The sequence below is a fragment of the Enterococcus sp. FR204 genome (genome assembly GCF_031143325.1).
Classification (GTDB): Bacteria; Bacillota; Bacilli; order Lactobacillales; family Enterococcaceae; genus Enterococcus_B; species Enterococcus_B faecium.
The window spans coordinates 1-26,020 of record NZ_JAKZIW010000032.1; the positions used below are offsets into that span (position 1 = coordinate 1).

Below are 26,020 nucleotides of genomic sequence, written 5' to 3' on the forward strand. Positions count from 1 at the left end.
AATATAAAAAAAAATCAAAATAACTGATTATTTACGTTTGAATAATGAGAATTATTCTATATATTCTCTATTTTGATAATAGTATTCTCATTTTCAAAATAAATAAGGGAGGTGTGACAAAATTCTTGTCACACCTCCTTTTTCCGAATAAACGGTGTTCCAGAAATAGCTTCTTCGAAAATAAGCTGAAATTTCACAAAAATTTGAGAAGCAATTTTCGTACATTCCTTCTTCTTTCTTGAAACTGACCACTTCTGTCACGCCCTCTCTTCTATCACTTTCCTTTTTTCACACGACTCCCGGTTTCTTTGATAAATCTCGATACTTTCAATTTTCTTGAATTTTTCATTTGAGGTACACATAGATACAGACGATTTCTTGCTCTAGTCATCGCAACATAAAATAGTCTTCGTTCTTCTTCTATCGTCGTCACTGGTTCTGCTTTTATTTCATTAAAGTCGATTACTTTCTTTTCTGTCGCTCCGTTATAAGGCAAACTTCCTTCGTTACAACCAATCAAAAAGACATTTCGGTAACTAAGACCTTTACTTTTGTGAATGCTCTGGATACATAGTGCATCAAGTTTTCCTTGTCTGTAAGCAATCAAGCGGGTTTTTAATTCTTTAGCTGTCGCTTGGGTTTCTTGCGATAAGGCTTGGAGTCTTCTGAAAGTAGCATGCTGCTTTACTTCTTCTCGTATCCATTCTTGATCACTCTGGTCGATTTCCTTAGCTATACGTGGCAGATGAAGATAGCTTTGAACAAGCGAATAGATTTCTTGATGCTGGTCTGTTTTACGCAACGCTTCCTCAAACTCTCGGATTTCTGCAGATTTCGATTTTAAATTGGGGCTTATCGACAAAATATAATCTGCAACGGCTATATTTTGATATTTAGGAGAAAAGTATTGATCGCATTCACTTTTTTTCAGGTAGCAGTCTGCCATCAGCTGCCGGAGCAATTGCTGGTAGGCCTGATTTTTCTTTTGCAGATTCAGTGCTGTTTGCCAATGAACAATTTTTTGATAGAAATGTTGGAAAGGCTTGATACCAAAGATACCTTCATATGGACTATCTGCTTCCAGTACAAAAGGAATATTCGTTTTCAGCAGAGATTGGACAAGCTGCTGCGTTTGTGAAGCTGATCGGTATAATATGATTGATTCCTTATATTTCCCATTTTTTTGAATAAATGTCTGAATTTGTTTGATTAGCCACTGACTTTCTGCTTTAGTATCAGAAAACAAATAGGCTTCCATAACGCCTGCTTCTTTTTGTGCTGGAATCATCGCCTTTGGTATCCGATCATTTTTATTATAGCTGATCAATCTATTTGCTCCTTGGACAATAGCTGCCCGAGAACGATAATTAGTTAATAAGAAAAGAGTTTTGGTAGGATATTCTTTTTCAAAGTTCTTGATGTATGCTGGCTCTGATCCTCTGAATCCATAGATACTCTGATCATCATCTCCAACAACAATCAACTTGATCCTGTTTTCCTTTGTCATCCGTTTCACGATTTCCCATTGAAGTGGATTAGTATCTTGAAATTCATCAATGAATAGATAATCATATTTTTGGCCGATATAATGCTGGATCTCCTCATTCTCCAAAGCGCTTTTCAGATTTTGGAGTACATCATTGAACTCTAGCAATTGCTGGCTTCTTTTTTGTTCTTGGAGTTCCGTGAGCAATCCATACAGTCGTTCTGATATCGGCTGTCGTGCATTCTTATCAATGGAATCATATTTTTCTTTAACTAACTGAACCATTTCTTCTACTGAAAGGTTCATATTCTGCCAATAGTCTAACCGAGAAGCAATCGTTTTTTCTCCATATTGATCAAATATATAAAGATTATATTTACGTATCAGCTGTTGCAAAACAGCATTCACTTTTTGTGCAGTATCCTTTGAAAAGTCTCCTTGTATTCCTTGCATTGCTACTTCAGGAAATTTTCGACAAATTTCATTGTATATCCTAAAAAAGATACTATGGAATGTTCCGATATGGACAGCGGTTTTTCTCTGGCTGAAATTATCTACTCGTTTTTTTAGTTCATTTGCAGCGTTCCTTGTAAAAGTGATCATTAGTATGCGTTCTTCGTCTACTTGTTTTTGCGTCATCAGATAAACAGCTTTTGCACAGATTGTTTGCGTTTTGCCGCTCCCAGCTCCTGCTATGATTCGAAGATGTTTCTTCATATCATATGTGATAGCTGCTTTTTGTTCTTGATTGAAGCGATTATAGGAACGTTTCTCCATCATTTTAAAGAAAGAGCTGTTTCCTTCACTTTCTTTTACTTGTACTTCTTCCTCAATAAGTCCGGGTGCTTCGCCATAAGCCGCTTCATAGGTAGCAATGATTTCTTCTTGTAGCCGAAAGACTTGTTGAAGCTTTTTATACTTGTTCTCCCAGCGTTTCAATTCTTTTTGTAATCGGAGAATTTCTTTTTCATTCAACTGATTGATTTCCTTCCCATCTTTCTTCTTTGAATTTGTTTATTTCAAGTTGGTTATTTAAAGTTTCGTTGTCTATTTTTTCTTTATACTAACAGACCTTTCTAAAAATGAAAATGGGAAGCGATACGATTTTAGTTTTCTGAAAATTTTTCCTTTTTTTCAATCGTTTATGCTAAGATAAGGAAGACAAAAATATTCATAAAAGGTGATGAAAAAAATGCAGACTTCCTTTCACGAGGGGCGTACAATAGGACTTTTGCTGACATTTATCGGAGGAGCCATGGACAGTTATACTTATATCCAATATGGTGCTTTTGCCTCTGCTCAAACTGGCAATATCATTCTATCGATCATCCAAGCATTTGACGGAGAATGGCTAAGTGTTGGTAAAAAAGTATTGTCTACCCTTTTCTTTTTCTTAGGGATTCTTCTAACAAAGTATCTAATTGATTATTTTAGAAAAAAAGGAAAACATTTCTGGCGCTTGTTTGTTCTATATTATGAAGCAGTGATTTTTTTCTTTGTTAGTTTGACACCCGTCCATGAGCATCCCGCATTAGTAACGATTTTGATTGCTTTTACTGCATCGATCCAGTGGGTAGCTTTTGATAAAATCAACGGGCGTGCCTACACTAATTTATTTACAACTGGAAATTTAAAAGGGGTAGCAACGAACTTATATGATTATTGTATTTCTAAAGAAAAAGCAGATTTTGATCGATTTTTCCACTATCTAAGTGTCGTTCTTGCCTTTATCGCAGGAGCTATTGTCCTTGTTTTCTGTCATCATCTGTTTGGCGCCCATTCGATTTTGATCGTTTCCATTTTATTTTTGATCATGGCCCTCACTCAGACATTTCATTTATGGCAATTTTATCATACGAATCGGTTCACTATTTGATCTCAATGAATCAAAAAAACTAAGCAAGATGCTGCTCACAGAGAAATATCTGCGAGTGAGCAATTTGCTTAGTTTTTATATTATTTAGTTGTAAAGATTCCCTTTGCTTTCGGGTTATTTGTAGTGTAGCGGATCGACTGGGCATCTGCCTCTTCTGTCATTTTCTTTGCCCGCATCTTGATTTCTTGTACGATTTGTTCTCCACATGCCGGATCGGCTACGAAATCATATTTGTCCCCATCGATCACTATTTTGGGACATATATCAAACTGTTCATACCACTCTTCGTATCGTCGATTGAGTTCTTTATAGTAGGAATAGAGTTCAGGATCTTATTCTAGCTGTTCATATTCCCGGCCTCTTTTTTTGATTCTCGCTAACATAGTTTCAAAGGATACACGAATATAAACCAGTAGATCTGGTTTCTTTTGTGGCGAAATTTCTTCTAACTCCTTCAGCATCGTTTCTAAAAGACCTTCATACTGCTTTACTTCTACTTCAGAAACACGCCCTAAATCTGCATTCAAATGAAACAGCATACTATCTTCGTAGATGGAGCGGTCTAGTACGTTGTCATCATGGCTGAAAGCATCTTTGATTGCCAAAAAGCGTTTGTTCAAAAAGAAAATCTGTAATAAAAAAGTATACTTTTCTGGATTAGAATAAAATAGCGGCAATACTTCATTATCTTCCACGTTCTCATAAAAAGGTTTTGTTTCTAAATCTTGGGCAAGCATTTCAGTCAGTGTGCTTTTCCCTGCACCGATCGTTCCTGCAACAATGATCACAATTATCGGCATCCTTCCTGTAATAAAATCTGTTCTTCATTTTACTACTTCATTTATAGAAATAAAAGCCTTGACTTTATCTGCTCCTTAAAAGCTACTTCTCTAAAAGTAGCCAAAAGTAACTCCTATTCATGAAAATAAAGGCTGTGACAAAAGTCTTGTCGCAGCCTTTTTTTCAAATAAACACTATTCTCCTGCCAACACCTCGGTCACAAGTGGCAATATTCATAAAACATGAAAAGCTGTTTTTTAACATTATTCCTTGTAACTCAGAGCTAAACGGGAGACTCACAACCTCTTTATGCTCTCAACATTTTATCTGTTTTTATTCTTCTATTGTACTTGATTTGCGTACAACTAACTGCCAGTGCAGATTATGAGCGGTATCATTGTCTTCTACTGCGCATTTCATGACACGTATCATCACACTATTTTCATAGATTTTTTCTATTTTTCCTTTTATTGGTGATTCAAATAAATCAGATTTAAATGCATATGTTTCGCCGACTTCAAACAATTGTTCATTTTCCATAAGAATCCCTCCATCACCTTTTATAAGGTCAGTAATTTTTTTAACATAAATCACTCGAAAAAGCACAAACTTGTCATAAAAAGTACTTTTCGTATCAAAACTGTCACTTTTTTTGGTAAGGTTCTTGGAAAACGAAGATTTTTTTAGGAAATCATGACGGTTTTGATGTCAAAACCACTTTTTATGAAACAAAAGACGTTTTTTATTTTTTTAGCATAAAATTTGTGGTGGAGGTACGTATGAGATGAAAGATAAAGTTGTGAACAAATTATTAGAAGCCTTATTCAGCGGAGACAAATCGGAAGAAGATATGGTGTATGTCCAAGTAAAATTTGCCTTAGAAGTTTTATTGAATAATCTTGGAAAACTAGCGGTTGTTCTAGTCTTTTCTCTGGTGACAGGCTCATGGGCGGAAACAGGAATCACCTTTCTTTCTTATATCTGCATCCGCAGATATGCTTATGGATTGCATTCCGACTCTGAATTCGTTTGTCTGCTGTGGACACTACTTTATTTATGGGGCGTTCCCTTGGTGATGAAACATCTGCAATTGACTATCTCCTTCCCAATGATGGTCTTTTTGTTAATCAGCTGCTTTTTGTTACTGCTTCGCTATGGATCAAGAGGTACAGCAATCAATCCCATTGAACCCGAGAAACGTCCCCCATTATTAAAGAAGGCGATCAGCATGTTTCTAATTTTTTCTCTCATTACTTTATTTTTCTCAGCTTCTTACTTTTCTACCTATTTGCTACTTGGGATTGTTTTAGAAATAGCTACGTTGCTTCCTATTACAAACTACTTGATGAATTTTGGAGGAATCTTTCATGAAAAAAACAATCATTAAACAATTAACTAACTTATCTGACTTTTTTGTATCTGGCTGCTGCTTTGGTATGAGTTCTGAATTCAAAATCCCTGAAAAATTAAAAAAATAATACGCTAATTGTGATATAATTTGGTAAAAATCAATGGGAGCTGTACTTTATGTTTTTATGGTCCATAGCGTTGCAATATTTGATTTACACAATTTGTATCTTATTGATTGACCATCACATCCGATACAAATATCTGTTTGCGGGAGTCATTCTGATTTCTTGTATTTTGATTGGATGGGTCTATTCGATTTTAGGGATTTTTACTGCTCTAATTGCTATAGGAATGCTGATGCTTACTTTTTTCTTCTTTTCGACTTCGCGTCAACAATTGGTTTATGCGCTTCCTTTTGGGTTATTGACGTCGCTTTTAGGAGATCACTTAACAAGCATCGGCGATTTTTTTGTTTTGAAATCTTCGGTTATTGAACCAGGAGATTCATTGCAGTATTTTCACATTGCCTTATCCGCTTTTTTATCTGCTTTATTAGCTTTTTGTTTTAAAAAATCGTTAGAGACTTGGTTTCACACTGTGGACCGCCGTATGATCGGTACGATCGGGACATTGATATTATTTACATACTATATCATTATTTTTTATACTCGTTTTTCTGGTGAAACACCTGATGTCTTAGCTTTGAATACGAGTTTTTTCATTCTATATCTGTGTGTTGGCCTGATCATCTTGGTTTATTATTGGAAAATCTCTAATAAGAAATTAGCTGATCAGTTATTAGAGCAACAAGTCAGGATGCAACAGGATTATATCAAAGATCTAGAAAAAAACTATCAAGACTTGAGAGAATTCAAACATGATTACCAAAATCTGCTTTTTTCTCTTCACAGCTATATTTCAGAAGGCGACTTAGAAGGATTACGGTCTTATTATGATCAAACGATATTACCTACACGCCAGATGATGAACCTTTTTCCGGCCAATCTAAGTATGTTGGATAATATGAAAGTTCCTGAGATCCGTAGTTTACTGTCATTAAAACTCATGATGGCACAGGAAAAAGGGTTGATCGTCCAGCTTCATTTTCCTGAGCCAATCGAACTGGATACGAAACATACGGTAAACCTTGTACGTATGCTTGGTATTATCTTGGACAATGCGATTGAAGGAGCTAGTGCTGCAAAGAAGAAAAAAATCGAATTGACCATACTCAAGAAGAATCATTCCGTGATGATTCGTGTGATCAATACAACAACAAATACATTACCGTTAAACCAGTTGAAACAAAAAGGGTTCTCAACAAAAACAAATCCAAAAAACGAAGGCCTTGGCTTGTTTATCTTGGATGAATTGACAAAGACCAATCCTTATCTTTTCCTTGAAACATCAATTGAAAACCAGCGTTTTTCTCAAACGATTTATATACAAATAAAATAAAGGAGTAATGATATGATTCCCATTTATATTTGTGAAGACGATCCAAAACAATTAGAAGTTTTATCAACGGTGATCAAAAATAGAATCATGATTGAAAACTTAGACAGTTATGTCCATATTTCTACCTCTGATCCGGAAGAACTTCTCAATGCAGCCAAGATCAGAACTTCTTCTTTTGGTATTTACTTTTTAGATATCGAACTAGAAGACAGTGAAATGGATGGTGTAGCTATCGGTAAATTGATCCGTGAATTAGATCCTTTAGGAAAAATAATCTATGTGACTTCCCATACGGAAATGTCGATGAAAATCTTAAAAAGCAACATCGAACCGACTGATTATATCGTCAAAGAAGATCTTTATGATTTAAAAGAAAATGTCGAGCATATCCTGAGCAAAATTTTCGAAGATTTTCAAATGTCCCAAATCCAAAAAGATATCTTCAAAATAGAGTTTAATGATGAGATCAAATTTTTACCGATCAAAGACATCCAATATTTTTCTACTTCGCTAGGAGCACCACATAAACTGGAAGTCCATTTGACTCATGCCCAATTACAATTCTATGAGAAGATCAAAGAAATCGAGAAAATGCATCGGAATTTTATCCGTTGTCATAAATCCTATGTTATCAATACACAAAATGTGCGGTCGATTAATAAAAAAACCAGAGAAGTCACGTTGGCAAACGGCGAGACCATCCCAGCCTCTATCCGTGGATTAAAGAAATTGATTTCATAAAAAGAACCGAATAGTTTGGACCGACTAAATGACCAGCCGATCCAAACCCTTCGGTTCTTTTTTGCCTATCAGTGCAAAAGCATTTCCTGTGCAATTTCACGTCCATCCATTGTATCTGGATAAAATGTTGGCCAATTCTCCATTTCTTTCAGCAATGCTTCTTGACTTTCATTTCCTGCATATAAATGAAAATGTTCGGAGTCAGCCGGTGCAATCGTGTGATCACTGAATTGAATATATCTAAAAGCGCCACTTTCCTTATCTTCTGCTTCGAATAGATACCTTACGCCACGGTTTCCTGCCTCGTAGGTCAAGATTTCTTTCCCTACATAACGATAATTTGAACGTTTCGTTGTTCCATCCTTAAACGTAAATGCCATCTCTTTCTCACTGATCTTGATTGAAGCAATATCTGTTTGATAGCCCTTCGTATAATATTCTTTATATTCTTGTGCTGTCTTATCCTGATTCAATTTTTCTTTATATTCAAAAACAGGATCAAAAGTCCCATCTTCTACATACGTATCTACTGTTTGCCAAGTTCCTGCCCAATCTGAAAGAGAGCGATCTTGTACATCCTCGTCTTCAAAATAACCGTTGTAGACGCTCTTTTCTTTTTTGGGGGTCAAAGTATCTTCTAGCGGGTTTTCTGTCTCTGTCGTTTTTTTCAACGCTTCGAGGTTTGCTTCCATGATAGAAAGATAGTTTTCTCCATTTTCTATTTGTTCATTCGTCAATCCTTCCAAAGGATTCAATACTTCTAAAGATACACCTGCTTCGTTTGCTAACGTTCTGGCAATACTATCTTTGGCGTTTTCTTCAAAATAAATATAGTTGATTCCATGTTCTTTAACAAAGTGTTTCAGTTCAGCAATTCTCGCCGCAGACGGTTCTTCACTAGAAGAAAGACCAGCAATCGATACTTGATTCAATCCATATTCTAACGCTAGATAGTTGAATGCAGCATGTTGCGTGACAAAAGATCTTTGTTTTGCTTGCTTAAAGGTTTCTTGATAAAGCTGATGGAGTGATTGAAGTTTCTCGGTATAGGCTGCTGCATTTTTTGTCCATACTTCCTGTTTTTCTGGGTAAGCTTCAATCAGCTGATCACGTATGTTTGCTACCTGCTTGATTGCTAAACTTGGAGCTAGCCATACATGTGGGTCTAGCTCATGTGTATGGCCTTCTTCCCCGTGTTCATGGTCATGATCATGTCCTTCTTCACTTCCCGGAAGTAAAAGCATACCTTCTGTCGCTTTTATCGTATGGACATTGCCTTCTTGTAATGTTTTTTGGATTGCGGGGACCCATGTTTCCATGTTTTCATCATTATAAACAAAGATATCTGTATCTTGGATCTTTGCCATGTCTTTAGCAGAAGGTTCATAATCGTGGGAATCAGTCCCTGCTGGAATCAATAACTCTACTTCTCCTTCATCCCCGACGATTGCTTTTGTAAAATCATACATGGGATAAAAGGTCGTCATCACGCTCAATTTTTCTTTACTGTCCTCGGCTTTCCCACTTGCCCCGCAAGCAGTTAACATACCTGCTAAAACCAGCATGGCCAATATACCTATCAATCGTTTCATTTATGACACTCCTCTTCTCATCTTCTTTCATTTGAATGTTCCGATTCGCTTTTCACAAATCGTAATAGTTACGTTTTAGCAACAGGATTTAATTTATCATATGGTTAAAAGAACTGTCAAGCGTTTTCTTATTTTAATTGATGAGAAAGTTTATATGAATGATTGACGATATTTTTGCAATCAACCTCTATCATTTTCCTTTTATACCCGCTTTTGTCTATAATGAAGTTATAAATAAAGGAGGAAAAAGAGTGAAAAAAGAAACAGATACAACGAATCGTTTGATCCGCTTTTTAGGAGGAAAAACCTCTTACTATGTTTTAGGAATAGTTATCTTACTTGCGCTGATCATTTATTTTTTCCATCAGATCTCGTTTATATTCAAGCCTGTCGGAATCATTATCGCTACTATCTTGCCCCCATTATTGTTTGCACTGATCTTGTATTATCTTTTGGAACCAGTCATCAAACGTTTGAGCAAGCACCTTTCGAGGAACTTGTCAGTCATTATCGTTTATGTGATTATTTTATTTTTATTGGGGCTTGGAAGCGTATGGCTTGTTCCTTTTCTTAAAGAACAGGCAAAGACATTGATCAGTAGTTTGCCAGATTTGTTTCAAGATTTTCAAGAGAGTCTCCGACAATTTTTGGAGAAAACACCTTTTGCCGATTCATTTAATCAATTTTTCGCTTCTATTGACGACGTGACGTCTGATATAGCTGGATTTATTGGAAATTATTGGGAAAGTGGCGCACAACGGATCAGCAACATTTTTTCAACTGTTACAGCTATTTTTATTACTTTATTTACTGGTCCAATTGTCGCTTTTTTCCTTTTGAGAGATCCTCAAAAATTTTATCAGTCAGTTTTAGCGATTGTCCCACCAGCATTTCGTACAGATTTTAAAAATTTGACAAAGATTGCTAATCAACAATTGGGTTCATTTCTAAAGGGGCAAATCATTGCTTCATTTATCCTTGGAGCAGTCTACTGGGTTTGTTTCTTACTGATCGGATTAGAATTTGCTAGTGTTTTAGCTATTTCTGCTGGGTTGTTATGTATCATTCCATATATTGGGCCGTTTATCGCCTTCTTTCCAGGTTTGATCATTGCATTCCAAGACTCTACTTTTATGGCTGTCAAATTTGTCATTGTCTGGTTTGCCGTACAACTTCTCCACGGTGACTTGGTGATTCCTCGAGTAATGGGTGATCGTTTACAGATCCATCCGATTACGATCTTAATCGTTTTACTTGTCATGGGTGATCTAATGGGAATTGTGGGCGTTATTTTTGGTATTCCTATCTATACGTTAGTCAAATTACTCGTTACTTTTATTTTCCGTAAATTCAAACAACGCTACAATAAATTTTATGGCGATAAAGGAGAGTATGAAAACTCTTCATTTTCTGAAGAAGATTATTTTAAATAAAACACAAAACGTCGATCTTACGAGAATAGCTCGTAGGAACGACGTTTTGTGTTTTTGTTTTAATTTTTCAGCAAAGCAATTGCCTGGTATGGTTTTAGCTCCAGACTTTGATGAAGAACAGTATCGGAATAATTATCGATAAGAATATTGGCTTCTGTGAATCCTTCTGGGATGGCGATCCTTGTATCTTTATCATAGAAATTTGTTAATACAAGCAGCTGCTGTCCTTCAAATTGGCGAAGAAAGCCATAAACTTCCGGATGATTTGCTTCATAAGCATGATAATCTCCTTGTGCAACGATTGGATATGTTTTTCTCAGCCGAATCAATTGCTTGTAATAGGACAAAATAGAATCTTCAGAAGATAGTTCTTTTTCTACATTAATCTCTTCTAGCTTGCCTCCAACTTTTAACCAAGGTTTCCCTGTAGTAAATCCTGCTTGTTCTGTGTCTGACCATTGCATGGGTGTTCGAGAGTTATCGCGAGATTTTGCTTTGATCCGACGAAACGCTTCTTTTTCTGTGAATCCTTGTTCAAGGAGTAACTTATAAGCATTCAAACTTTCTACGTCAATATAGTCGGAAATCGATGAATAGTCTGGGTCGATCATGCCGATTTCTTCTCCCATATAAATATAGGGCGTCCCACGGTTCAAATGGATCATGGTTGCTAGCATCTCTGCTCCTTGTTTTCGATACTGATCGATAGCTACAAATCGATTGAGCGCACGTGGCTGATCATGATTATTAAAAAATAGAGCATTCCAGCCGTTACCCTCACTCATCTTTTCTCCCCATGTATGAAATAGTCGCTTTAATTCTGCAAAATCAAATGGAGGAGTAGACCATTTATTCCCATTTTCATAATCGACTTTCAAATGATGGAAATTAAAGACCATTGATAATTCTTCTCTACTAGGTTCTGTATACAAGATACAATTTTCGATCGTCGTAGAGCTCATTTCACCGACTGTGATGATAGTGGAATCCGTCCCAAACGTTGCTTGGTTCAATTCTTTTAGATACGTATGGGTGATTGGTTTGTCCGTATATTCAGGTTTGCCATCATTTTCTTTATTATTTTTCAATTGTTCGTCTTTACCGATAACATTGATAACATCGAAACGGAATCCTTTTACCCCTTTTTCCATCCAAAAACGAACAACTTTGAATAGTTCCTCTCTTACTGCTTGGTTCCGCCAGTTCAAGTCAGCTTGTGTCCGATCATATAAGTGCAAATAATATTTCCCCGTATCTCCAAATGGCGACCAAGCACTTCCACCAAATTTTGATACCCAATCCGTTGGCTCTTCTCTTAAAATGAAGAAGTCCTGATAATGCTGGTCCCCTGCTAGTGCTTTTTTGAACCATTCATGTTCTGTCGAAACGTGATTCAGCACCATATCGAGCATGATTTCTATCCGGTATTTCTTTGCTTCGGCTATTAGCTGTTCGAATTCCTCCATCGTACCAAAGATAGGATCGATGGCTGTGTAATCAGAGATATCATAACCGTTGTCTTTTTGAGGGCTTGGATAAATAGGGTTTAGCCAAATCATGTCGATGCCTAGATCATTCAGATACGGGAGTTTTTCTTTGATTCCTTTTAAATCTCCAATTCCATCACCATTGCTGTCTTTGTAAGATTTGGGATAGATTTGGTAAATGACTTTGTCTTTAAATGTCATGGATATTTACCTCCATTCAACTGATTTATTACCTACCACAACTTATATATACAAGTTATCATTTATTATTATAACTGAACCGAAAGCGTTTGTAAAATTTATCTTTATACATTCTAAGAGGTCTGTTGCCCAATAAAAAACAAGAGATCAGACATGTATTTGTCTATCCTCTTGTTTAAAATAGCAAAATATTCTTGTTTCTTCTATAAATGGTGTTCAAAAGCTTTTATCTACGGCAATCAGTCTTCTCAAATGTAAAACATGAGGAGCTAATTTTATTTGAGTATTCTTTTTGCTCGATGCAGGACAGCTTTTTCACAACCTCTGATTCACGGTGTTCCAAAAGTAGCTTCTTCGGAAATAAGCCGAAATTTTACAAAAATTTGAGAAGCAATTTCCGTAAATTCCTTCTTATTTCTTGAAGCTGACCACTTCTGTCACAACCTCTTTCTTAAACGGTGTTCAATCAGCTGTCCTTCGGTATTAGCTCAAAAAACGGCAAAATATGAGAAACTATTTTGCCGTTTGTTTCTCTAATACTCAGGTCAAACCGCTGATTTCACAACATCTGTTTTTATTCATTCGATTTCAACGCATCAATCATATCGATATGCTTTAATTTGAAATGGGTAACAATCATCACAATAACCGTAAATACGATAGTTAATCCTGCTGATAAGACATAAGCCCACCATGTGATCACTAATGGAAAGATGACATTCTCCATAGACGCTTGTTGCAAGATGAAGTCAGTCAATATATATCCTACACCAAATCCTCCGATGATTCCTAAAAGAGTAAAGATGATATTTTCTCGAACAATGTACATCGTGACTTCTTTATCAAAAAATCCAAGGACTTTTATTGTAGATAATTCGCGTACACGCTCGGAAATATTGATATTAGTTAGATTATACAAGACGATAAAAGCCAGCAGTCCTGATAATACGACAAAGATTAAGACAACCGAGTCTAAGTTCGCCATTGATTCTTCTTGCGTTTCGATTTGTTTGGACATGAAAGACGTATTTGTCACAGCGTCTGTGGCAAGCAGTTTCTCGGAAAGCATTTCTTCTTCTTTTGTTGTCATCTTATCTGTACGCAGCAAAAATGCATTATCCATCATCGATTGATCAGTAACTGAAGCATAATATTCAGGGGACATATAAATAAAGCTACCTAGATAGTTTTTCACGATTTCTTTTACTTCGACTTTCCATTCTTTTTGATCTTCATCATAAAGCGAAATATGATCTCCTGTAGATAAGTCAAATAGTTCTGCTGCTTTTTGCGTAATAGCGATTCCTGTTTTAGGCAAGGAGCGTGGGTTCTCTTCAAGATCAGTTAAATGGATAAAACGATCCAAATCAGCTGTTTTACTTGGTACGATCACTGTCAGACTTTGCGAAGCATGTCCTTTTTTTCTCAATTCTACGGTTTGAGTATGAATAGCTAGGATCTCATTTACTTTTTCTTGCTTCTGCAGCATATCCGCTGCTTTTTGACGACTATCTTCCGTGGATGAATCCAATGTAACGATTGCTTGATAGTCAATGATCGGTCCAAATTGTTTGGCTGAAACAGAACTTAGAGAATCTTTCAATCCCACGCCTGCAACCATCAGCCCGGCACATCCAGCAATTCCGATAATCGCCATAAGCATTCTTGACTTATATCGGAAGAGATTTCGGTAACTGATTTTTTGATTAAAGCTAAGGCGTGACCACAGCGGAGTGATGTATTCAAGAAAAATGCGTTTCCCTGGCTTCGGTGCTTTCGGTTGAAGCAATGCAGCAGGCCGTTCTCTTAAATCTTTGAATAAAACGATCATTGCAGCGCCAAATGCGGCAATGAAGAATGCGGCAGCTGCTTGTAAAATCGGCGGCCAGTCATAAAAAATAAGCGCACTCCCAATATCATACCGCTCGTTAGACAGCTCAAAAATGATCCTTGGCAAAAGATTCGTTCCTAATATCGTTCCTAAAACAATGCCTATCCCTGAGGCTAGACTTGCATAGATTGCATATTTTTTTGCGATTTCAACTTTCGTATAACCTAACGCCTTTAATGTCCCGATTTCCCTGCGGTTTTCTTCTACCATACGTGTCATTGTCGTAAAGGTGATCAATGCGGCAATAAAGAAAAAGAAAACAGGAAAAACATTGGCAATCGCAGCGATACGATCAGACAGATCACCAAATTCTTGAAAACCGACATTTTCTGAACGTTCATTGTATAGGTATGATGGTTTAGTTAAATTTTCAATTTTTTCTGCATTTCGATTCAATTCTTCCTCTGCAGAGGCCAGTTCACGTTCTTTCTCAACTAATTGCCTTTCTTGTTCAGCAAGTTGAGCTTCTTGTTGAGATAATGTTTGAACAGCAATTGTTCGTTGCGCTTCAGGAAGCTGCTGGATAGTTGCTGACTGTTGCGCTAACTGTTTTTTAGCATCTTCTAACCGTGTTCTTGCTTGCGTTGTTTGTGCTTTGCCATCCGCTATTTTTTGCTGTGCCGGTTCTAATTCTTCGTTGGCCGATTTTTTCAGCTCTTCTAAGCGTTCTTCAGGGCGATCTTGTAAATACTTTTCTACCTTTTCTTGATTTTGCTCCATTTTATCTTTGTAAGCTTTGCTGTACGTATTCAAATTCTTTACGTTTGTAAAATCAAGATATAAGACAGAATAAATATCTGTTTTAAAAACGGATTCAGGTAAATAGACAAAATAATCGACGCTACCATTTCCGACGTTCGCGTATCCTCTCTCCAAATTGTTGATGAACAATGGAGAACGGACAAAGCCCGTGATGGTATACTCTTTTTCTTTCAATTCATCTGAATCAATCTGATAAATATCACCGATTTTATACCCTTCATCTTCCGCTTTTTCATCCAATACAAGCTGGTTTGGTTTTTCCGGGAGTTTTCCATCAGTTAATTGTAGCTTGTTCTGCTTGTTATTTTTGTTATAAGAAAATATTTGAATCACTTCGTTTTTGCCAGTATTGGAATAATAGATCTGTTTTCCTGTTTCTACTTTTGCATCTGGGATCTTTTCTGCTTGAGCAATATCTTTTTGTGTCAAGCCACCAGTAGAAACGATTTGCAAATCAGAAAGTCCTGCTGTACCAACATAGTGATCCATCGTTTTTTGCATGACAGGTCCAGCAGTTTTGACACCTACAAATAAAAGTGTTCCTAGCATGACAATAAGGATGATTGCAATGAATCGTCCTTTAGATTGCCGAATTTCGCGAAAACCTGCTTTAAGATATGTTCTTGTTTTCATAAAATCCCCCTACCATACAATCTCATCAATGGATGAAGGATGATCATTTAATTCAACAGACCTTACTTTAGCATCATTAATGTGAATGACTCTATCAGCGATGGGCGCTAAAGCAGAATTATGTGTAATGATCAAAACGGTATTGCCGTGTTGTCTGCTAGCGTTTTGCAATAATTTCAATACTTGCTTGCCCGTTTCAAAATCCAGCGCGCCTGTCGGTTCATCACATAAAAGAAGTTTGGGATTTTTAGCTAGTGCACGAGCAATTGAAACCCTCTGCTGTTCGCCTCCTGATAATTGGGACGGAAAGTTATTCAATCGATGAGCTAGGCCCACTTGCCTCAATACCTCTACAGGATCAAGCGCATCAGGAGAAACTTCCGTTGCCAATTCCACATTTTCTTTTGCTGTTAGATTAGGAACGAGATTGTAGAATTGGAAAACGAACCCTACATCTGTTCGTCGGTAAGCAGTAAGCTGTTTATCTGAAAATTGCGCAATATCTGTGTCATCAATAATGATCTGACCTTCATCAGGTGTATCCATCCCACCTAAAATATTAAGAATCGTTGACTTTCCTGCTCCACTTGGACCAAGTATAATCACTAATTCGCCTTTTTCAATTGAAAAAGAAATATCGTCATTTGCTGTAATGGTCGTTTCTCCCATTTTGTATCGTTTGTATTCATTTTTTACTTCGACATACTTCACTCTGATTCCTCCATTTTCACGATATTTCTCGCTATATCTATGCATCGAATGCGTTTTCTCACACTTATTTATTTTACCACTGAATTTCTCTAGACTAAAGAAAGGAATCCTTTATTTAGTTGACAAATAAACGATTTATGATTTACTTACATAAAAAACATTGTTATTTGAAAGAAGGAACATCATGAATGATTTAAAGGAAAATATGATTTTTGATTTATCAAAAACTGCTTTTGTCGCGATCGACATGCAAAAAGGGATCGTAAATAACGGTACACTCTCTCCACACACTGCAGCATCTATTCTGACAAACAATGATTTGTTAGTAAGAACATTGAAACGTACCGCTGCCTTGAAAGTTTTAGTGAACGTAGACATCTCCACTTTCCCTTATTTGAGTCAACAAACTGATATGGGTGGAATGACTGCTTCTGTACCTCCAGAATTCACTGACTTGTTGTTGAAGGATTCCTTGAAAGATACAGATAATATGTTGACTATCACAAAATACAATCCAAGTGCCTTTTTTGGTACTTCTCTTGATCTTCAACTTCGCCGGCGTGGAATCGAAACTATCATTTTAAGCGGTGTAGCGACAACAAACGGTGTATATGCTACTGCATTAGATGCCTTTCAACATGGGTATCATGTCGTACTTGCTGAAGATGCTTGCAGTGATCGTGACAAAGAATCCCATCAATTGTTCATAAAAAAGATATTTCCGAAAACTGCACGAGTACGCTCAACGAAACAAATAATCGAAGCTATCCAACAAAGCAAATAAGTACTGGCACACGTGATTTTCATTTACTTCTTTTTGATTTCATGGGAAAATAACCACAGGATTTAGATAGGAGTATGAACATGGTGAAAAAAAAGATCACAATCAAAGAAGTCGCTAAACTTTCCGGCGTTTCAATCACAACTGTCTCCTTGATATTAAATGGAAATACGGAGAAATTCAGTCCGAAAACTGTTCAGAAAGTTTTAGCTGCCAAAGAAGAATTAGGCTATCAGCCTGACTATTTTGCTAGACAAATGATTACCAAGGAAACGAAAACAATTGGTGTACTCGTTCCTGATATCACGAATCCATTCTTCAGTACACTGATGCGAGGAATTGAGGATATCTTGTATAAGCAGAATTTCGTCACGATATTATGTAATGCTGATTCTGATCATCAAAAAGAAATCGAATATCTAGCCGAGCTCACACGTCGAGGTGTGGATGGATTCATTATCGCGACTTCTGCTGTCTCTACAGATGCAATCAACGAAAATTTGAAAAAACAAGGCCGGCCCTTCATTGTTTTGGATCAGAAAAAATCTGAAGGATTTAGTGATGCCGTACGAACAGACGATTTTCGCGGTGGTTACCTAGCGGGCATGCACTTGCTTAGTCTAGGACATCAAACGATCGCCCTTGTCTATCCTGAAAATCCACCGGAAAATGTCCACGCTCGGATTGAGGGGTTTAAATCTGCTCTTGATGTTTACCAAATCCCTCACGACCAACTGATCCTCTTACCTACACAGTTCTCAAAACAAGGTGGCTACCAGATCACAGCAAAACTTCTTGATTCTGCTGCAACTGGTGTGTTTGCTTTAAATGATGAATTAGCTTTTGGATTATATCGCGGATTAGAGGAAGCTGGAAAAAGCATCCCTGAAGACTACAGCATTATTGGCTATGATAATATAGATATGTGCGAGTATATCAAGCCGAAACTGACAACGATCGCACAACCAATCTTCGAATTGGGACAAACATCTGCCAAGTTATTGTTAGATCGGATCCAATTCCCAGAAAAAGAATGGGAAGAAAAAAGATTACCTGTACGATTAGAAAAAAGATTTTCAACTGCACCCTTGAAATAGCTTTCAAGGTGTGCTATATTTTTATCGAGCTATTAAAACGTTTTACTAAAACGTTTTAAAAAATAATTTTTCCCATCAAAATAAATGAGATAGTTGGAGGTTTGTAAAATGAACGCGGTTACAGTAATTGGAAGTATTAATATGGACACTACCCTTCGTTTAACCAACATGCCCAAGCCAGGCGAAACGATGCATGCGCATGAGATTTTTCACGCTGGCGGAGGTAAAGGCGCCAACCAAGCAGTGGCAGCCAAACGTTCAGGCGCAGGGACATCTTTTATTGGAGGCGTTGGGGCTGACAGCGAAGGACAACAGTTATTAGATCTACTGACAAAAGAAAACATCGATACATCTGGGATAGCTGAAATCCAAGGCGCCACAACCGGACAAGCAATGATTATGGTAGACGCAGCAGGAGAAAATAGTATCTTGATCCATGCAGGGGCAAATAATGCTTTCCATGAACAAGAAGTCCTAAAAAACAAGCAACTGATTACAAACAGTGACTTTATTATTGCTCAGTTTGAAAGTAGCTTAGATGCGACGATCCTAGCTTTTTCTATTGCAAAAGACGCAGGAAAAACAACGATCCTGAATCCTGCACCAGCTCGTGAAACGATCCCTACTGAACTACTTGAAAAGACAGATATCATTATACCAAATGAAACAGAAACAGAAATCATTACAGGAATCAGAGTGACAGATCATAACAGTTTGGTCGCAGCAGCCGAAAAACTCCATGAATTAGGTATTGGAACAGTAATCATTACACTAGGCAGTGCCGGCGCTTTCTATCATACAGAAAAAGAACACGGTATCATCCCTGCTTTTAAAGTGGATGCCGTTGACACAACAGCCGCAGGTGATACATTTATTGGCGCATTAAGCAGCACACTTCAGCCAGACCTTAGTAACTTGAAAGAAGCGATCCTTTATGGAAATCTAGCCTCTTCTGTTGCTGTGCAGTCTTATGGTGCGCAACCTTCTATCCCTTACCGCGAAGCTTTAGAACAATCAGCAGTCTAAAATTAACAATGAGAGGAAGAAACAAACATGAAAAAAGGAAAAGTAATCAATTCAGATATTTCACGAGTAATCGCACAAATGGGGCACTTTGATAAATTAAGTATCGGGGATGCAGGCATGCCTGTCCCCTTTGGTACTGAAAAAATAGATTTGGCTGTCTCAAACGGTCTTCCAAGCTTTTTATCTGTTTTAGAAAACGTTTTAGAAGAACTCGAGGTACAATCGATTGAATTGGCGGAAGAAATAAAGACAATGAACCCGGAAATATTGGAAAAAATCAAATTATTGTTACCAGATACACCGATTAGCTTTATCCCACATGAAGAAATGAAAAAAGAGTTGAATAACTGTCATGCATTTATTCGTACAGGCGAAATGACACCTTACGCCAATATTATATTAGTGAGTGGAGTGGTCTTCTAATGGAAACGACAATGAATCCTGAACAGATGGTACTGTCCGAGCAGATTCATATGCTGATTGAACAGTTGGGAGGAAAAGACAATATTGATTCTGTCCTTCCATGTGCGACTCGGCTTCGTATCAAATTGAAAAAACAGCCAGTAGCCAATGCAGAAAAATTAAAACAGCAAATCCCTTCCATTAAGTATTTCATTTTACTCGATAGATATGCAGAAATAATCATGGATCAGGGATTGGCTCCTGCTTACAAGGAATTGACGCGTCAAATCGATCATTCAGCTCCGAAAGAAAAGCTAAATCCGATCGAAAAACTATTTGGTTTGATATCGGAAATCTTTACGCCGATCATTCCGCTGTTTGCCGGTTCTGGTATATTAAAAGGTCTGGTTGTTTTAGCGACTACGATTGGCTGGCTTAGTGAAACAAGCGGAACTTATCATATTTTGTCTGCTGCGTCGAATGCCGTCTTTTATTTTCTGCCAATCTTTCTTGCTTTTTCTGCTGCCAAAACGTTTAAAGTGAATGGATATATTGCGGCTGTCATTGCTGCAGCACTGATTGAACCGAATCTGACCTCTTTACTTTCAGACAGTGGCAAAGCAGCTACTGATTTTCTGGGGATTCCTGTAGTACTGATGCAGTATACGTCTACTGTCATGCCGGCGATTTTAGGTATTTTCTTTTATTCTTTTGTTGAAAAATTCCTCAAAAAATATATTCGCGAAAATATGCAATTAGTATTTGTACCTTTACTTTCATTAGTTATCACGGTTCCTTTGACGTTAATGGTATTCGGGCCTGCGGGTGTTTACCTTGGCGAAGGTTTAGCTGCCGCAATTACTTGGATGATGGATATTAACGGACCGATCAGTGGCGCAATCATCGCTGGTGGTTGGAATATTTTGGTAATATTTGGTATCCAATGGGCTGTAAACCCTGTCATGATCAGTAATATCTCTGCTTATGGGTTCGACCGAATCGTTCCGTTGACAGGAGCAGCCAATTTTGGAATGGCTGGTGCAGCTTTAGGTGTATTTCTGCGAAGTAAACGTTCAAAAACCCGTTCGATCTCCGGTTCTGCTTTTGCTTCGATTTTACTTGCGGGAGTGACCGAACCAACTGTTTACGGAATTGCGATCCCATTGAAAAAACCATTTGTTGCTGCTTGCATTGGTGCAGCTGTTGGTGGAGCTGTAATGGGATTTGCCCAAGTGAAAGCGATCGCTTTTGTATTTGGTAGTCTGACCACATTGCCTGCATTCATTTCCGGTACTTTTTTCTGGTACTTAGTAGGACTGGCTGTTAGTCTAGTCGTAGCAATGATCACTACTCTTGTTAGCGGGTTTGATGAAGACCTAATGTCTTATGAATAGTTAATGAAGAAGACTGAAGTATGAGATGTTTATCACATATTTCAGTCTTTTTCTTTTTAGGATCATTATTTTTATAAATTTTTGTGATACTTTCCAAACTTTGGTATAATTTACATATGCATAACCATTTTTATCCCCACTTGTTTATCCCCAAACAAAGGTGGTCTATGCAATAAAATGAACGTCAAAGAAAAACGAATGAATGCTCGTTGCTTATTTACAAATTGTTTTATTTAGAATACACAGACAGATTTATGAAAAGAAAAAGCTTTTCGACACGATTATCTGTTCCAAAAAATGTCTAATGAATGCTGAATAAGACAGAAAATCAATGAAAGGAAAAGGACTAGTTTATTATGAAAAATAAAAAAACGATACGTTTGCTAGCTGCTACTTGGCTGATTGCTCCGTCTGTTTTGTCGACCAATACCGTATTTGCCGTAGATAATCAAACAGCTGGTCAAACAGTCACAACAGATACGACTACATCCAGCTCAGCTACTAGTGAAACAACGGATTCTTTTACAGAAGACCCAACTGGAACAACTAACTCAACAACAGGATCGACCGAGCCAACTGAAATTGATCCGGCTGATCCATCAGAAAATGAAAAGCCAGCCGAGACATATTCCCTTACAATTGCTCCTTCTTTGATTGGTAAGATCCAACTGACTGCTTCGACAGCGGATTCCCCTGAACAGCAACCTTTGGATATTACGGAAAGTGGAACGGTAGAAGGTTTATCAGCGGAAACGAAGGTAACTTACACTATTACGCCAGCTGAAGGTGAACAAATTGCTTCAGTCGCTGTTAATGGTGCCAAAGAAGTAAATTATGATGCAAAGACCTTTACAGTAGGTACGAACAATTTATCTATTACTGCAGAATTTGAACCTGTACCGGATACTTCAACAGAGAAACCAACTGATCCTAGTGAAGAAGTCCCTAGTACACCAGATCCGGAAACGCCAAACAAACCAGATGTGGGTAATAACAACAATAACAACAATAATAATGGTTCAAATAATTCAAACAATAATAACAATAATTCGAACAACGGGAATTCTTCGAATCAAACAAACCCATCTGGATCGAATAACAATGGAAATACTCAGAGAGAACCAAACCATCCAAACAATGGTTCATCGAATGGCGGAACGAACAATGCTTCATCTCGTCCAAATACAGCAAATCAAAGCGGTATAGAGAATCCATCTTCTGCTTCTTCTGATTTTGTTGTAAAATCACCAATTGATGCTGTATTGCCTACAAATACAACGAATGTCCAACAAGCAATCGTTCGAGAAGCATTCGAGCATCTTGGAAAACCATATGTATGGGGAGCAAAAGGTCCAAATACTTTTGACTGTTCTGGTTTGATTTATTACGTATATATGAAAGCAACCGGTCATTATATCGGTGGCTGGACAGGCGAACAGCAATATGCAGGTACGCAGATTCCAGTAAGTCAGGCCCAACCTGGCGATCTCGTCTTCTGGGGACCTTCTTCCGGTGTTACTCACCATGTAGGTATCTATATTGGGAACGGACAATTTATCCATGCGCCCCAACCAGGAGATAAAGTTCGAGTAACTTCTATTTCAGATTTCACGCCTGATTTTGCTGTCCGAGTAAACTTAGCAGGTTTACCTGCTGCTTCAGGCTCGCTAACTGGTTCATCTATTTTAGATGGATTAGATGGCTCGTTCCATTTCAGTCAAAACCAAACAACTGATCAGTTCTTGAAAAAGATTGCAGATGATGCACAGGAAATCGGGCAAAAAGAAGGAATCTACGCATCAGTCATGATGGCTCAAGCTATCCTTGAAAGTGGATCTGGAAACAGCTTATTATCAAGCGAACCAAATCATAACCTTTTTGGTATCAAAGGATCATATAATGGAAGCAGCGTGACCTTCAATACACTTGAACAAGATAGTTCCGGACAAAGCTACCAAATCCGCGCACAATTCCGTAAATATCCTTCTTACAAGGAAAGTTTGGAAGACTATGCCGACTTGATCAAAAATGGACTGACTGGCAATCCTGATTTCTACAAACCAACTTGGAAGTCGGAAACAAAAGACTACAAAGAAGCAACCAAATATTTGGAAGGAAGTTATGCTACAGATCGCCAATATTCACAAAAATTGAACGCGATCATCGAAGCGTACGACCTGACAAAATATGATGAACCGAAAAAAGAAGCAGCAACAACTGAAGAAGCAAACGCTGAAATCCTCAATATGTCTAAGCGATTCGATGTGCCAATCAAATGGACAACAGATGGCGTGCCAATCACAGGATTAGAATTTTCAACGATAAAACGCGTCAACAACGCTTCTTCCATCTTCCGTGTCGCTTCAATCTGGGATTTGTGGAACAATTTTACGGCAAGACAGATGCCAGAAACAACTACTCGTACAGTTAAAGCTGCAACTGTTCCTGTACTAACCTTGTTAAGTTTAGACAAATCATTCTGGCTTGATCTGCCTTTAAAGAAATAGAATAAATTAAAAAGGGGATGTGACACTGTCACACTCCCTTTTTAATTTATTCTATTTCTTTATATTTATTTTGTATTCCGTTACAAACTCGCGTACTTGGTTAGGTTCCAGAGTGACATCTCCAAAACTTTCAAGTCGCTCCGCTCCTGGCAGTTCTTGAGTCTCAAATGTGATACCGCCATGATTTACTAATTTATTCCCGCGCATTTCCGGTCCATCTTCTCCAAAATTTGCTGTAAAAATCACGATTCCTGAAGCACCTGTTTTTACTTGGATCGATACTTTTTCATCTGGGCTTGTCAATTCCGCAGCATTTAGTAAACCAGATTGTTTTTTCAACAAAAATGGATGATCGATACCGCCCACTATCATTGATTGGCGAAAATCACTGGCAAAGACCTCACCTAATTTTTTAGGACGTTGGAAGTCAAATGCTGTGCCACTTACTGAAACTACTTCTTCTGTAGGCGTTGTATCTTTATTGAGCGTAGCAAATAATCGGCTATTCAACCAAAGTATATGTTCGTCGATTGACTGTGCTGGATCACCGGTTAAATTGAAATAGACATGATTTGTAGGATTGAATACTGTTTTGCGGTCACTGATCCCTTGGACCGTCACTCGCCATGTATCATCGTTCGTCAGCGTATACCGTACTTCTACATCTAAAGTTCCAGGAAATCCGTTTTCCATATCTGGGCTAGTCTGATAGAAAATGACCGATGCTTCGTTTTCACCATTGATGACTGTATAATGCCACTGCTTGGCTTCAAAGCTAGGTGCACCACCATGTAAACAATGACCAGTGTCCGGGTCTGTTTTTACTTCGAACGTTTCATCATCTAATTTGAATGTGCCATTCGTAATCCGTCCAGCCATACGTCCGATTGAAGCACCGATATAAGGGTCTTTTTCTAGATATTCTTTTGCTTCATCAAAACCTAAGATCAACTCTCGTTTTTCATTATCGATTATTGTTTGAAAATGAACAACCCGTGCCCCAAGATCACTGACAGACAAAGATGTCCCATTTTGATTCGTGATCGTAATCAAGTGATAGTTTTCGCCAAAATTTTGTTCATTGATTTCCATGTTCCTTGCACCCTCTTTTCTTTCATTTGCACTGATTCCAGTATACATGGAAACCGTTTTCTTAATAGCTTATTCCGTGAGTAACGAGAAAAAATTTACTATATTTTAATAAAAGACCGTGAAAAAAAGGTTGTGACAAAAATATTGTCACAACCTCTTTTTCCGAACAAACGGTGTTCAAAAGCTTGCATCTGCGGTAATAAGCCCAACCAAACGAAAAATATGAGGAGCTATTTTTGCTTGGCTGTTCTTATTACTTGATGCAGGACAGCTTTTTCACAATCTCTTTTTCAATACGATTCCAGTATATAACCATGTCGTCAGTACATAGTAGATGAAATACAATACGAAGAAGATCGTAAACGGAACCCAAATATCTTTGTATGGATTTTGCATGAATAGACTAAACATTTGTAATCCGAATAAGACATGGACTACACCTAAGATTCCTGGTGCTAAGAATAACACGCCTACTTCTCTACGGATCGATTGTTTAAGCAACCCGCGTCGTGTTCCTATCTTTTCAAGCATTTCATAACGAGCAATGTCACTCTTGCTTCCTGACAAGATCTTGAACATCAAACAGCTAGCAAGCATGGTCAAGAAAGCTAAACCTAGGAAGAATCCCATAAATTCAAAACCAGAGAATAGACCATTATACACTTCATACATTTCATATTTCTGGTTGCTGTACTCTACTTTTTGCAAAGATGGATTGTTCATTTTATTTTGAGCAACAAGTGTTTCGATTGGTTTCAGGTTTGCTTGGAAGTCTTTTACCTGAACTAGCTGTAAAGTGGATTGTGGCAAGTTCAGTTGATCAAATTCTGATTGACTGACTACCTTGATTTCTTTTTCTTGCTGTTCCGGCAATTCATAGCTTCGAAGTTCCTCTTGTACAGTCAGTTCATTCATTTTTTCAGCAGGAACTTTTTCTTTCGTGATCTTCGGCGGTGTTCCATCTTCATGTTTTATCATGATCAATGGTTGAGCCGCAAATTCACTTGCATTATAGTAAATCGTTCCCGCATCTTCTTTTTGAGTATAAGAAGCAGAAAGTGTTGGTGAAAGTTCTTTGATTTTTTGCTGATCTTCTGCCCGAGGATTATTCATCACTAGATCATATCCAGAATTGTTTTCTGTCAAGTCTGCAATTTCATTTTTAAAACCTAATCCTACCGTCAAAGCGCCCAGTGCCAAGGCAAACAGCATAGCGACCATTGAGAGCATTTGTGTATATTCACGAATACGAAAATTTAACTGTGACAATGTGAAATTGTTCAATTTTTTCAATGAAATCTGTTCTGATTTCTTTAGTAA

18 protein-coding genes and 2 pseudogenes are annotated in these 26,020 nt (G+C 37.6%); 11 read left to right on the plus strand and 9 right to left on the minus strand.

Annotated features, from left to right (window positions below; all coding sequences use genetic code 11):
- Positions 1–274 precede the first annotated feature (274 nt).
- The gene (locus RG571_RS08310) at positions 275–2,461 is read right to left on the minus strand and encodes an ATP-dependent helicase (RefSeq protein WP_002339579.1); all 2,187 of its coding nucleotides are present in this window, start codon (positions 2,459–2,461) and stop codon (positions 275–277) included.
- Positions 2,462–2,678: 217 nt separating this feature from the next.
- Here RG571_RS08310 and RG571_RS08315 point away from each other — a divergent pair, with 217 nt between their 5' ends.
- Complete coding sequence (locus tag RG571_RS08315) at positions 2,679–3,362, plus strand: YoaK family protein (RefSeq protein ID WP_258430229.1); 684 nt, start codon at positions 2,679–2,681, stop codon at positions 3,360–3,362.
- Positions 3,363–3,442: 80 nt separating this feature from the next.
- Here RG571_RS08315 and RG571_RS08320 read toward each other — a convergent pair.
- Positions 3,443–4,162 (minus strand): annotated as a pseudogene (locus RG571_RS08320) (deoxynucleoside kinase).
- Between the two features lie 313 nt (positions 4,163–4,475).
- Positions 4,476–4,682 carry a hypothetical protein gene (locus RG571_RS08325; protein WP_002286271.1) on the minus strand — a complete coding sequence of 69 codons (207 nt, stop codon included), beginning with the start codon at positions 4,680–4,682 and terminating at the stop codon, positions 4,476–4,478.
- Between the two features lie 244 nt (positions 4,683–4,926).
- Between RG571_RS08325 and RG571_RS08330 the strand changes: the two genes are divergently transcribed.
- From RG571_RS08330 to RG571_RS08340, 3 genes are all read left to right on the plus strand, one after another.
- Positions 4,927–5,529: an accessory gene regulator B family protein gene (locus RG571_RS08330; protein ID WP_002296063.1), complete on the plus strand. Its 603-nt coding sequence runs from the start codon at positions 4,927–4,929 to the stop codon at positions 5,527–5,529.
- A 140-nt stretch (positions 5,530–5,669) separates the two neighbouring features.
- Positions 5,670–6,950, plus strand: a complete 1,281-nt coding sequence (locus RG571_RS08335; protein WP_002319561.1) for a sensor histidine kinase — start codon at positions 5,670–5,672, stop codon at positions 6,948–6,950.
- A gap of 12 nt (positions 6,951–6,962) precedes the next feature.
- Positions 6,963–7,691: a LytTR family DNA-binding domain-containing protein gene (locus tag RG571_RS08340; protein ID WP_002286278.1), complete on the plus strand. Its 729-nt coding sequence runs from the start codon at positions 6,963–6,965 to the stop codon at positions 7,689–7,691.
- Positions 7,692–7,759: 68 nt separating this feature from the next.
- On the opposite strand, the gene RG571_RS08345 is transcribed toward RG571_RS08340, so the two are convergent.
- Positions 7,760–9,283: a zinc ABC transporter substrate-binding protein AdcA gene (locus RG571_RS08345; protein WP_002339578.1), complete on the minus strand. Its 1,524-nt coding sequence runs from the start codon at positions 9,281–9,283 to the stop codon at positions 7,760–7,762.
- A gap of 158 nt (positions 9,284–9,441) precedes the next feature.
- Between RG571_RS08345 and RG571_RS08350 the strand changes: the two genes are divergently transcribed.
- Complete coding sequence (locus tag RG571_RS08350; RefSeq protein WP_002319558.1) at positions 9,442–10,716, plus strand: AI-2E family transporter; 1,275 nt, start codon at positions 9,442–9,444, stop codon at positions 10,714–10,716.
- A gap of 59 nt (positions 10,717–10,775) precedes the next feature.
- On the opposite strand, the gene treC is transcribed toward RG571_RS08350, so the two are convergent.
- The 3 genes from treC to RG571_RS08365 form a co-directional block, all read right to left on the minus strand.
- On the minus strand, positions 10,776–12,404 hold the full coding sequence (treC, locus tag RG571_RS08355) for an alpha,alpha-phosphotrehalase (protein ID WP_002319557.1): 1,629 nt from the start codon (positions 12,402–12,404) through the stop codon (positions 10,776–10,778).
- Positions 12,405–12,978: 574 nt separating this feature from the next.
- Entirely contained in the window at positions 12,979–15,690 is a 2,712-nt protein-coding gene (locus tag RG571_RS08360; RefSeq protein WP_002376170.1) for an FtsX-like permease family protein, read from the minus strand.
- Positions 15,691–15,699: 9 nt separating this feature from the next.
- A complete protein-coding gene (locus RG571_RS08365; protein WP_002296067.1) occupies positions 15,700–16,401 on the minus strand; it encodes an ABC transporter ATP-binding protein in 702 nt (233 codons plus the stop codon).
- 184 nt (positions 16,402–16,585) lie between these two features.
- Between RG571_RS08365 and RG571_RS08370 the strand changes: the two genes are divergently transcribed.
- The 6 genes from RG571_RS08370 to RG571_RS08395 all read left to right on the plus strand — a co-directional run bounded on the left by RG571_RS08370 (position 16,586) and on the right by RG571_RS08395 (position 23,608).
- The gene (locus tag RG571_RS08370) at positions 16,586–17,185 is read left to right on the plus strand and encodes a cysteine hydrolase (protein ID WP_002339575.1); all 600 of its coding nucleotides are present in this window, start codon (positions 16,586–16,588) and stop codon (positions 17,183–17,185) included.
- Positions 17,186–17,265: 80 nt separating this feature from the next.
- Positions 17,266–18,279, plus strand: coding sequence for a ribose utilization transcriptional repressor RbsR (gene rbsR / locus RG571_RS08375; protein ID WP_002339574.1), 1,014 nt, complete (start codon positions 17,266–17,268; stop codon positions 18,277–18,279).
- Positions 18,280–18,387: 108 nt separating this feature from the next.
- On the plus strand, positions 18,388–19,305 hold the full coding sequence (rbsK, locus tag RG571_RS08380; RefSeq protein WP_258430227.1) for a ribokinase: 918 nt from the start codon (positions 18,388–18,390) through the stop codon (positions 19,303–19,305).
- 27 nt (positions 19,306–19,332) lie between these two features.
- Positions 19,333–19,728, plus strand: a complete 396-nt coding sequence (rbsD, locus tag RG571_RS08385; protein ID WP_002286295.1) for a D-ribose pyranase — start codon at positions 19,333–19,335, stop codon at positions 19,726–19,728.
- Positions 19,728–21,101, plus strand: a complete 1,374-nt coding sequence (locus tag RG571_RS08390; RefSeq protein ID WP_002339572.1) for a PTS transporter subunit EIIC — start codon at positions 19,728–19,730, stop codon at positions 21,099–21,101. Before rbsD ends, RG571_RS08390 begins: the two co-directional genes overlap by 1 nt.
- Before the next feature lie 356 nt (positions 21,102–21,457).
- Entirely contained in the window at positions 21,458–23,608 is a 2,151-nt protein-coding gene (locus RG571_RS08395; RefSeq protein WP_308947619.1) for a glucosaminidase domain-containing protein, read from the plus strand.
- A gap of 51 nt (positions 23,609–23,659) precedes the next feature.
- Here RG571_RS08395 and RG571_RS08400 read toward each other — a convergent pair whose 3' ends face one another.
- Together RG571_RS08400 and RG571_RS08405 are read right to left on the minus strand one after the other, a co-directional pair.
- A complete protein-coding gene (locus RG571_RS08400; protein WP_114635064.1) occupies positions 23,660–24,700 on the minus strand; it encodes an aldose epimerase family protein in 1,041 nt (346 codons plus the stop codon).
- 276 nt (positions 24,701–24,976) lie between these two features.
- Positions 24,977–26,020 (minus strand): annotated as a pseudogene (locus RG571_RS08405) (ABC transporter permease); the annotation flags it as partial.

What these genes read in the sequence shown, in the direction of transcription:
- RG571_RS08315 (WP_258430229.1), top strand. Translation starts at nt 2,679, where the DNA reads ATGCAGACTTCCTTTCACGAGGGGCGTACAATAGGACTTTTGCTGACA.
- RG571_RS08325 (WP_002286271.1), bottom strand. Translation starts at nt 4,682, where the DNA reads ATGGAAAATGAACAATTGTTTGAAGTCGGCGAAACATATGCATTTAAA.
- RG571_RS08330 (WP_002296063.1), top strand. Translation starts at nt 4,927, where the DNA reads ATGAAAGATAAAGTTGTGAACAAATTATTAGAAGCCTTATTCAGCGGA.
- RG571_RS08335 (WP_002319561.1), top strand. Translation starts at nt 5,670, where the DNA reads ATGTTTTTATGGTCCATAGCGTTGCAATATTTGATTTACACAATTTGT.
- RG571_RS08340 (WP_002286278.1), top strand. Translation starts at nt 6,963, where the DNA reads ATGATTCCCATTTATATTTGTGAAGACGATCCAAAACAATTAGAAGTT.
- RG571_RS08345 (WP_002339578.1), bottom strand. Translation starts at nt 9,283, where the DNA reads ATGAAACGATTGATAGGTATATTGGCCATGCTGGTTTTAGCAGGTATG.
- RG571_RS08350 (WP_002319558.1), top strand. Translation starts at nt 9,442, where the DNA reads ATGATTGACGATATTTTTGCAATCAACCTCTATCATTTTCCTTTTATA.
- treC (WP_002319557.1), bottom strand. Translation starts at nt 12,404, where the DNA reads ATGACATTTAAAGACAAAGTCATTTACCAAATCTATCCCAAATCTTAC.
- RG571_RS08360 (WP_002376170.1), bottom strand. Translation starts at nt 15,690, where the DNA reads ATGAAAACAAGAACATATCTTAAAGCAGGTTTTCGCGAAATTCGGCAA.
- RG571_RS08370 (WP_002339575.1), top strand. Translation starts at nt 16,586, where the DNA reads ATGAATGATTTAAAGGAAAATATGATTTTTGATTTATCAAAAACTGCT.
- rbsR (WP_002339574.1), top strand. Translation starts at nt 17,266, where the DNA reads ATGGTGAAAAAAAAGATCACAATCAAAGAAGTCGCTAAACTTTCCGGC.
- rbsK (WP_258430227.1), top strand. Translation starts at nt 18,388, where the DNA reads ATGAACGCGGTTACAGTAATTGGAAGTATTAATATGGACACTACCCTT.
- rbsD (WP_002286295.1), top strand. Translation starts at nt 19,333, where the DNA reads ATGAAAAAAGGAAAAGTAATCAATTCAGATATTTCACGAGTAATCGCA.
- RG571_RS08390 (WP_002339572.1), top strand. Translation starts at nt 19,728, where the DNA reads ATGGAAACGACAATGAATCCTGAACAGATGGTACTGTCCGAGCAGATT.
- RG571_RS08395 (WP_308947619.1), top strand. Translation starts at nt 21,458, where the DNA reads ATGAAAAATAAAAAAACGATACGTTTGCTAGCTGCTACTTGGCTGATT.
- RG571_RS08400 (WP_114635064.1), bottom strand. Translation starts at nt 24,700, where the DNA reads ATGGAAATCAATGAACAAAATTTTGGCGAAAACTATCACTTGATTACG.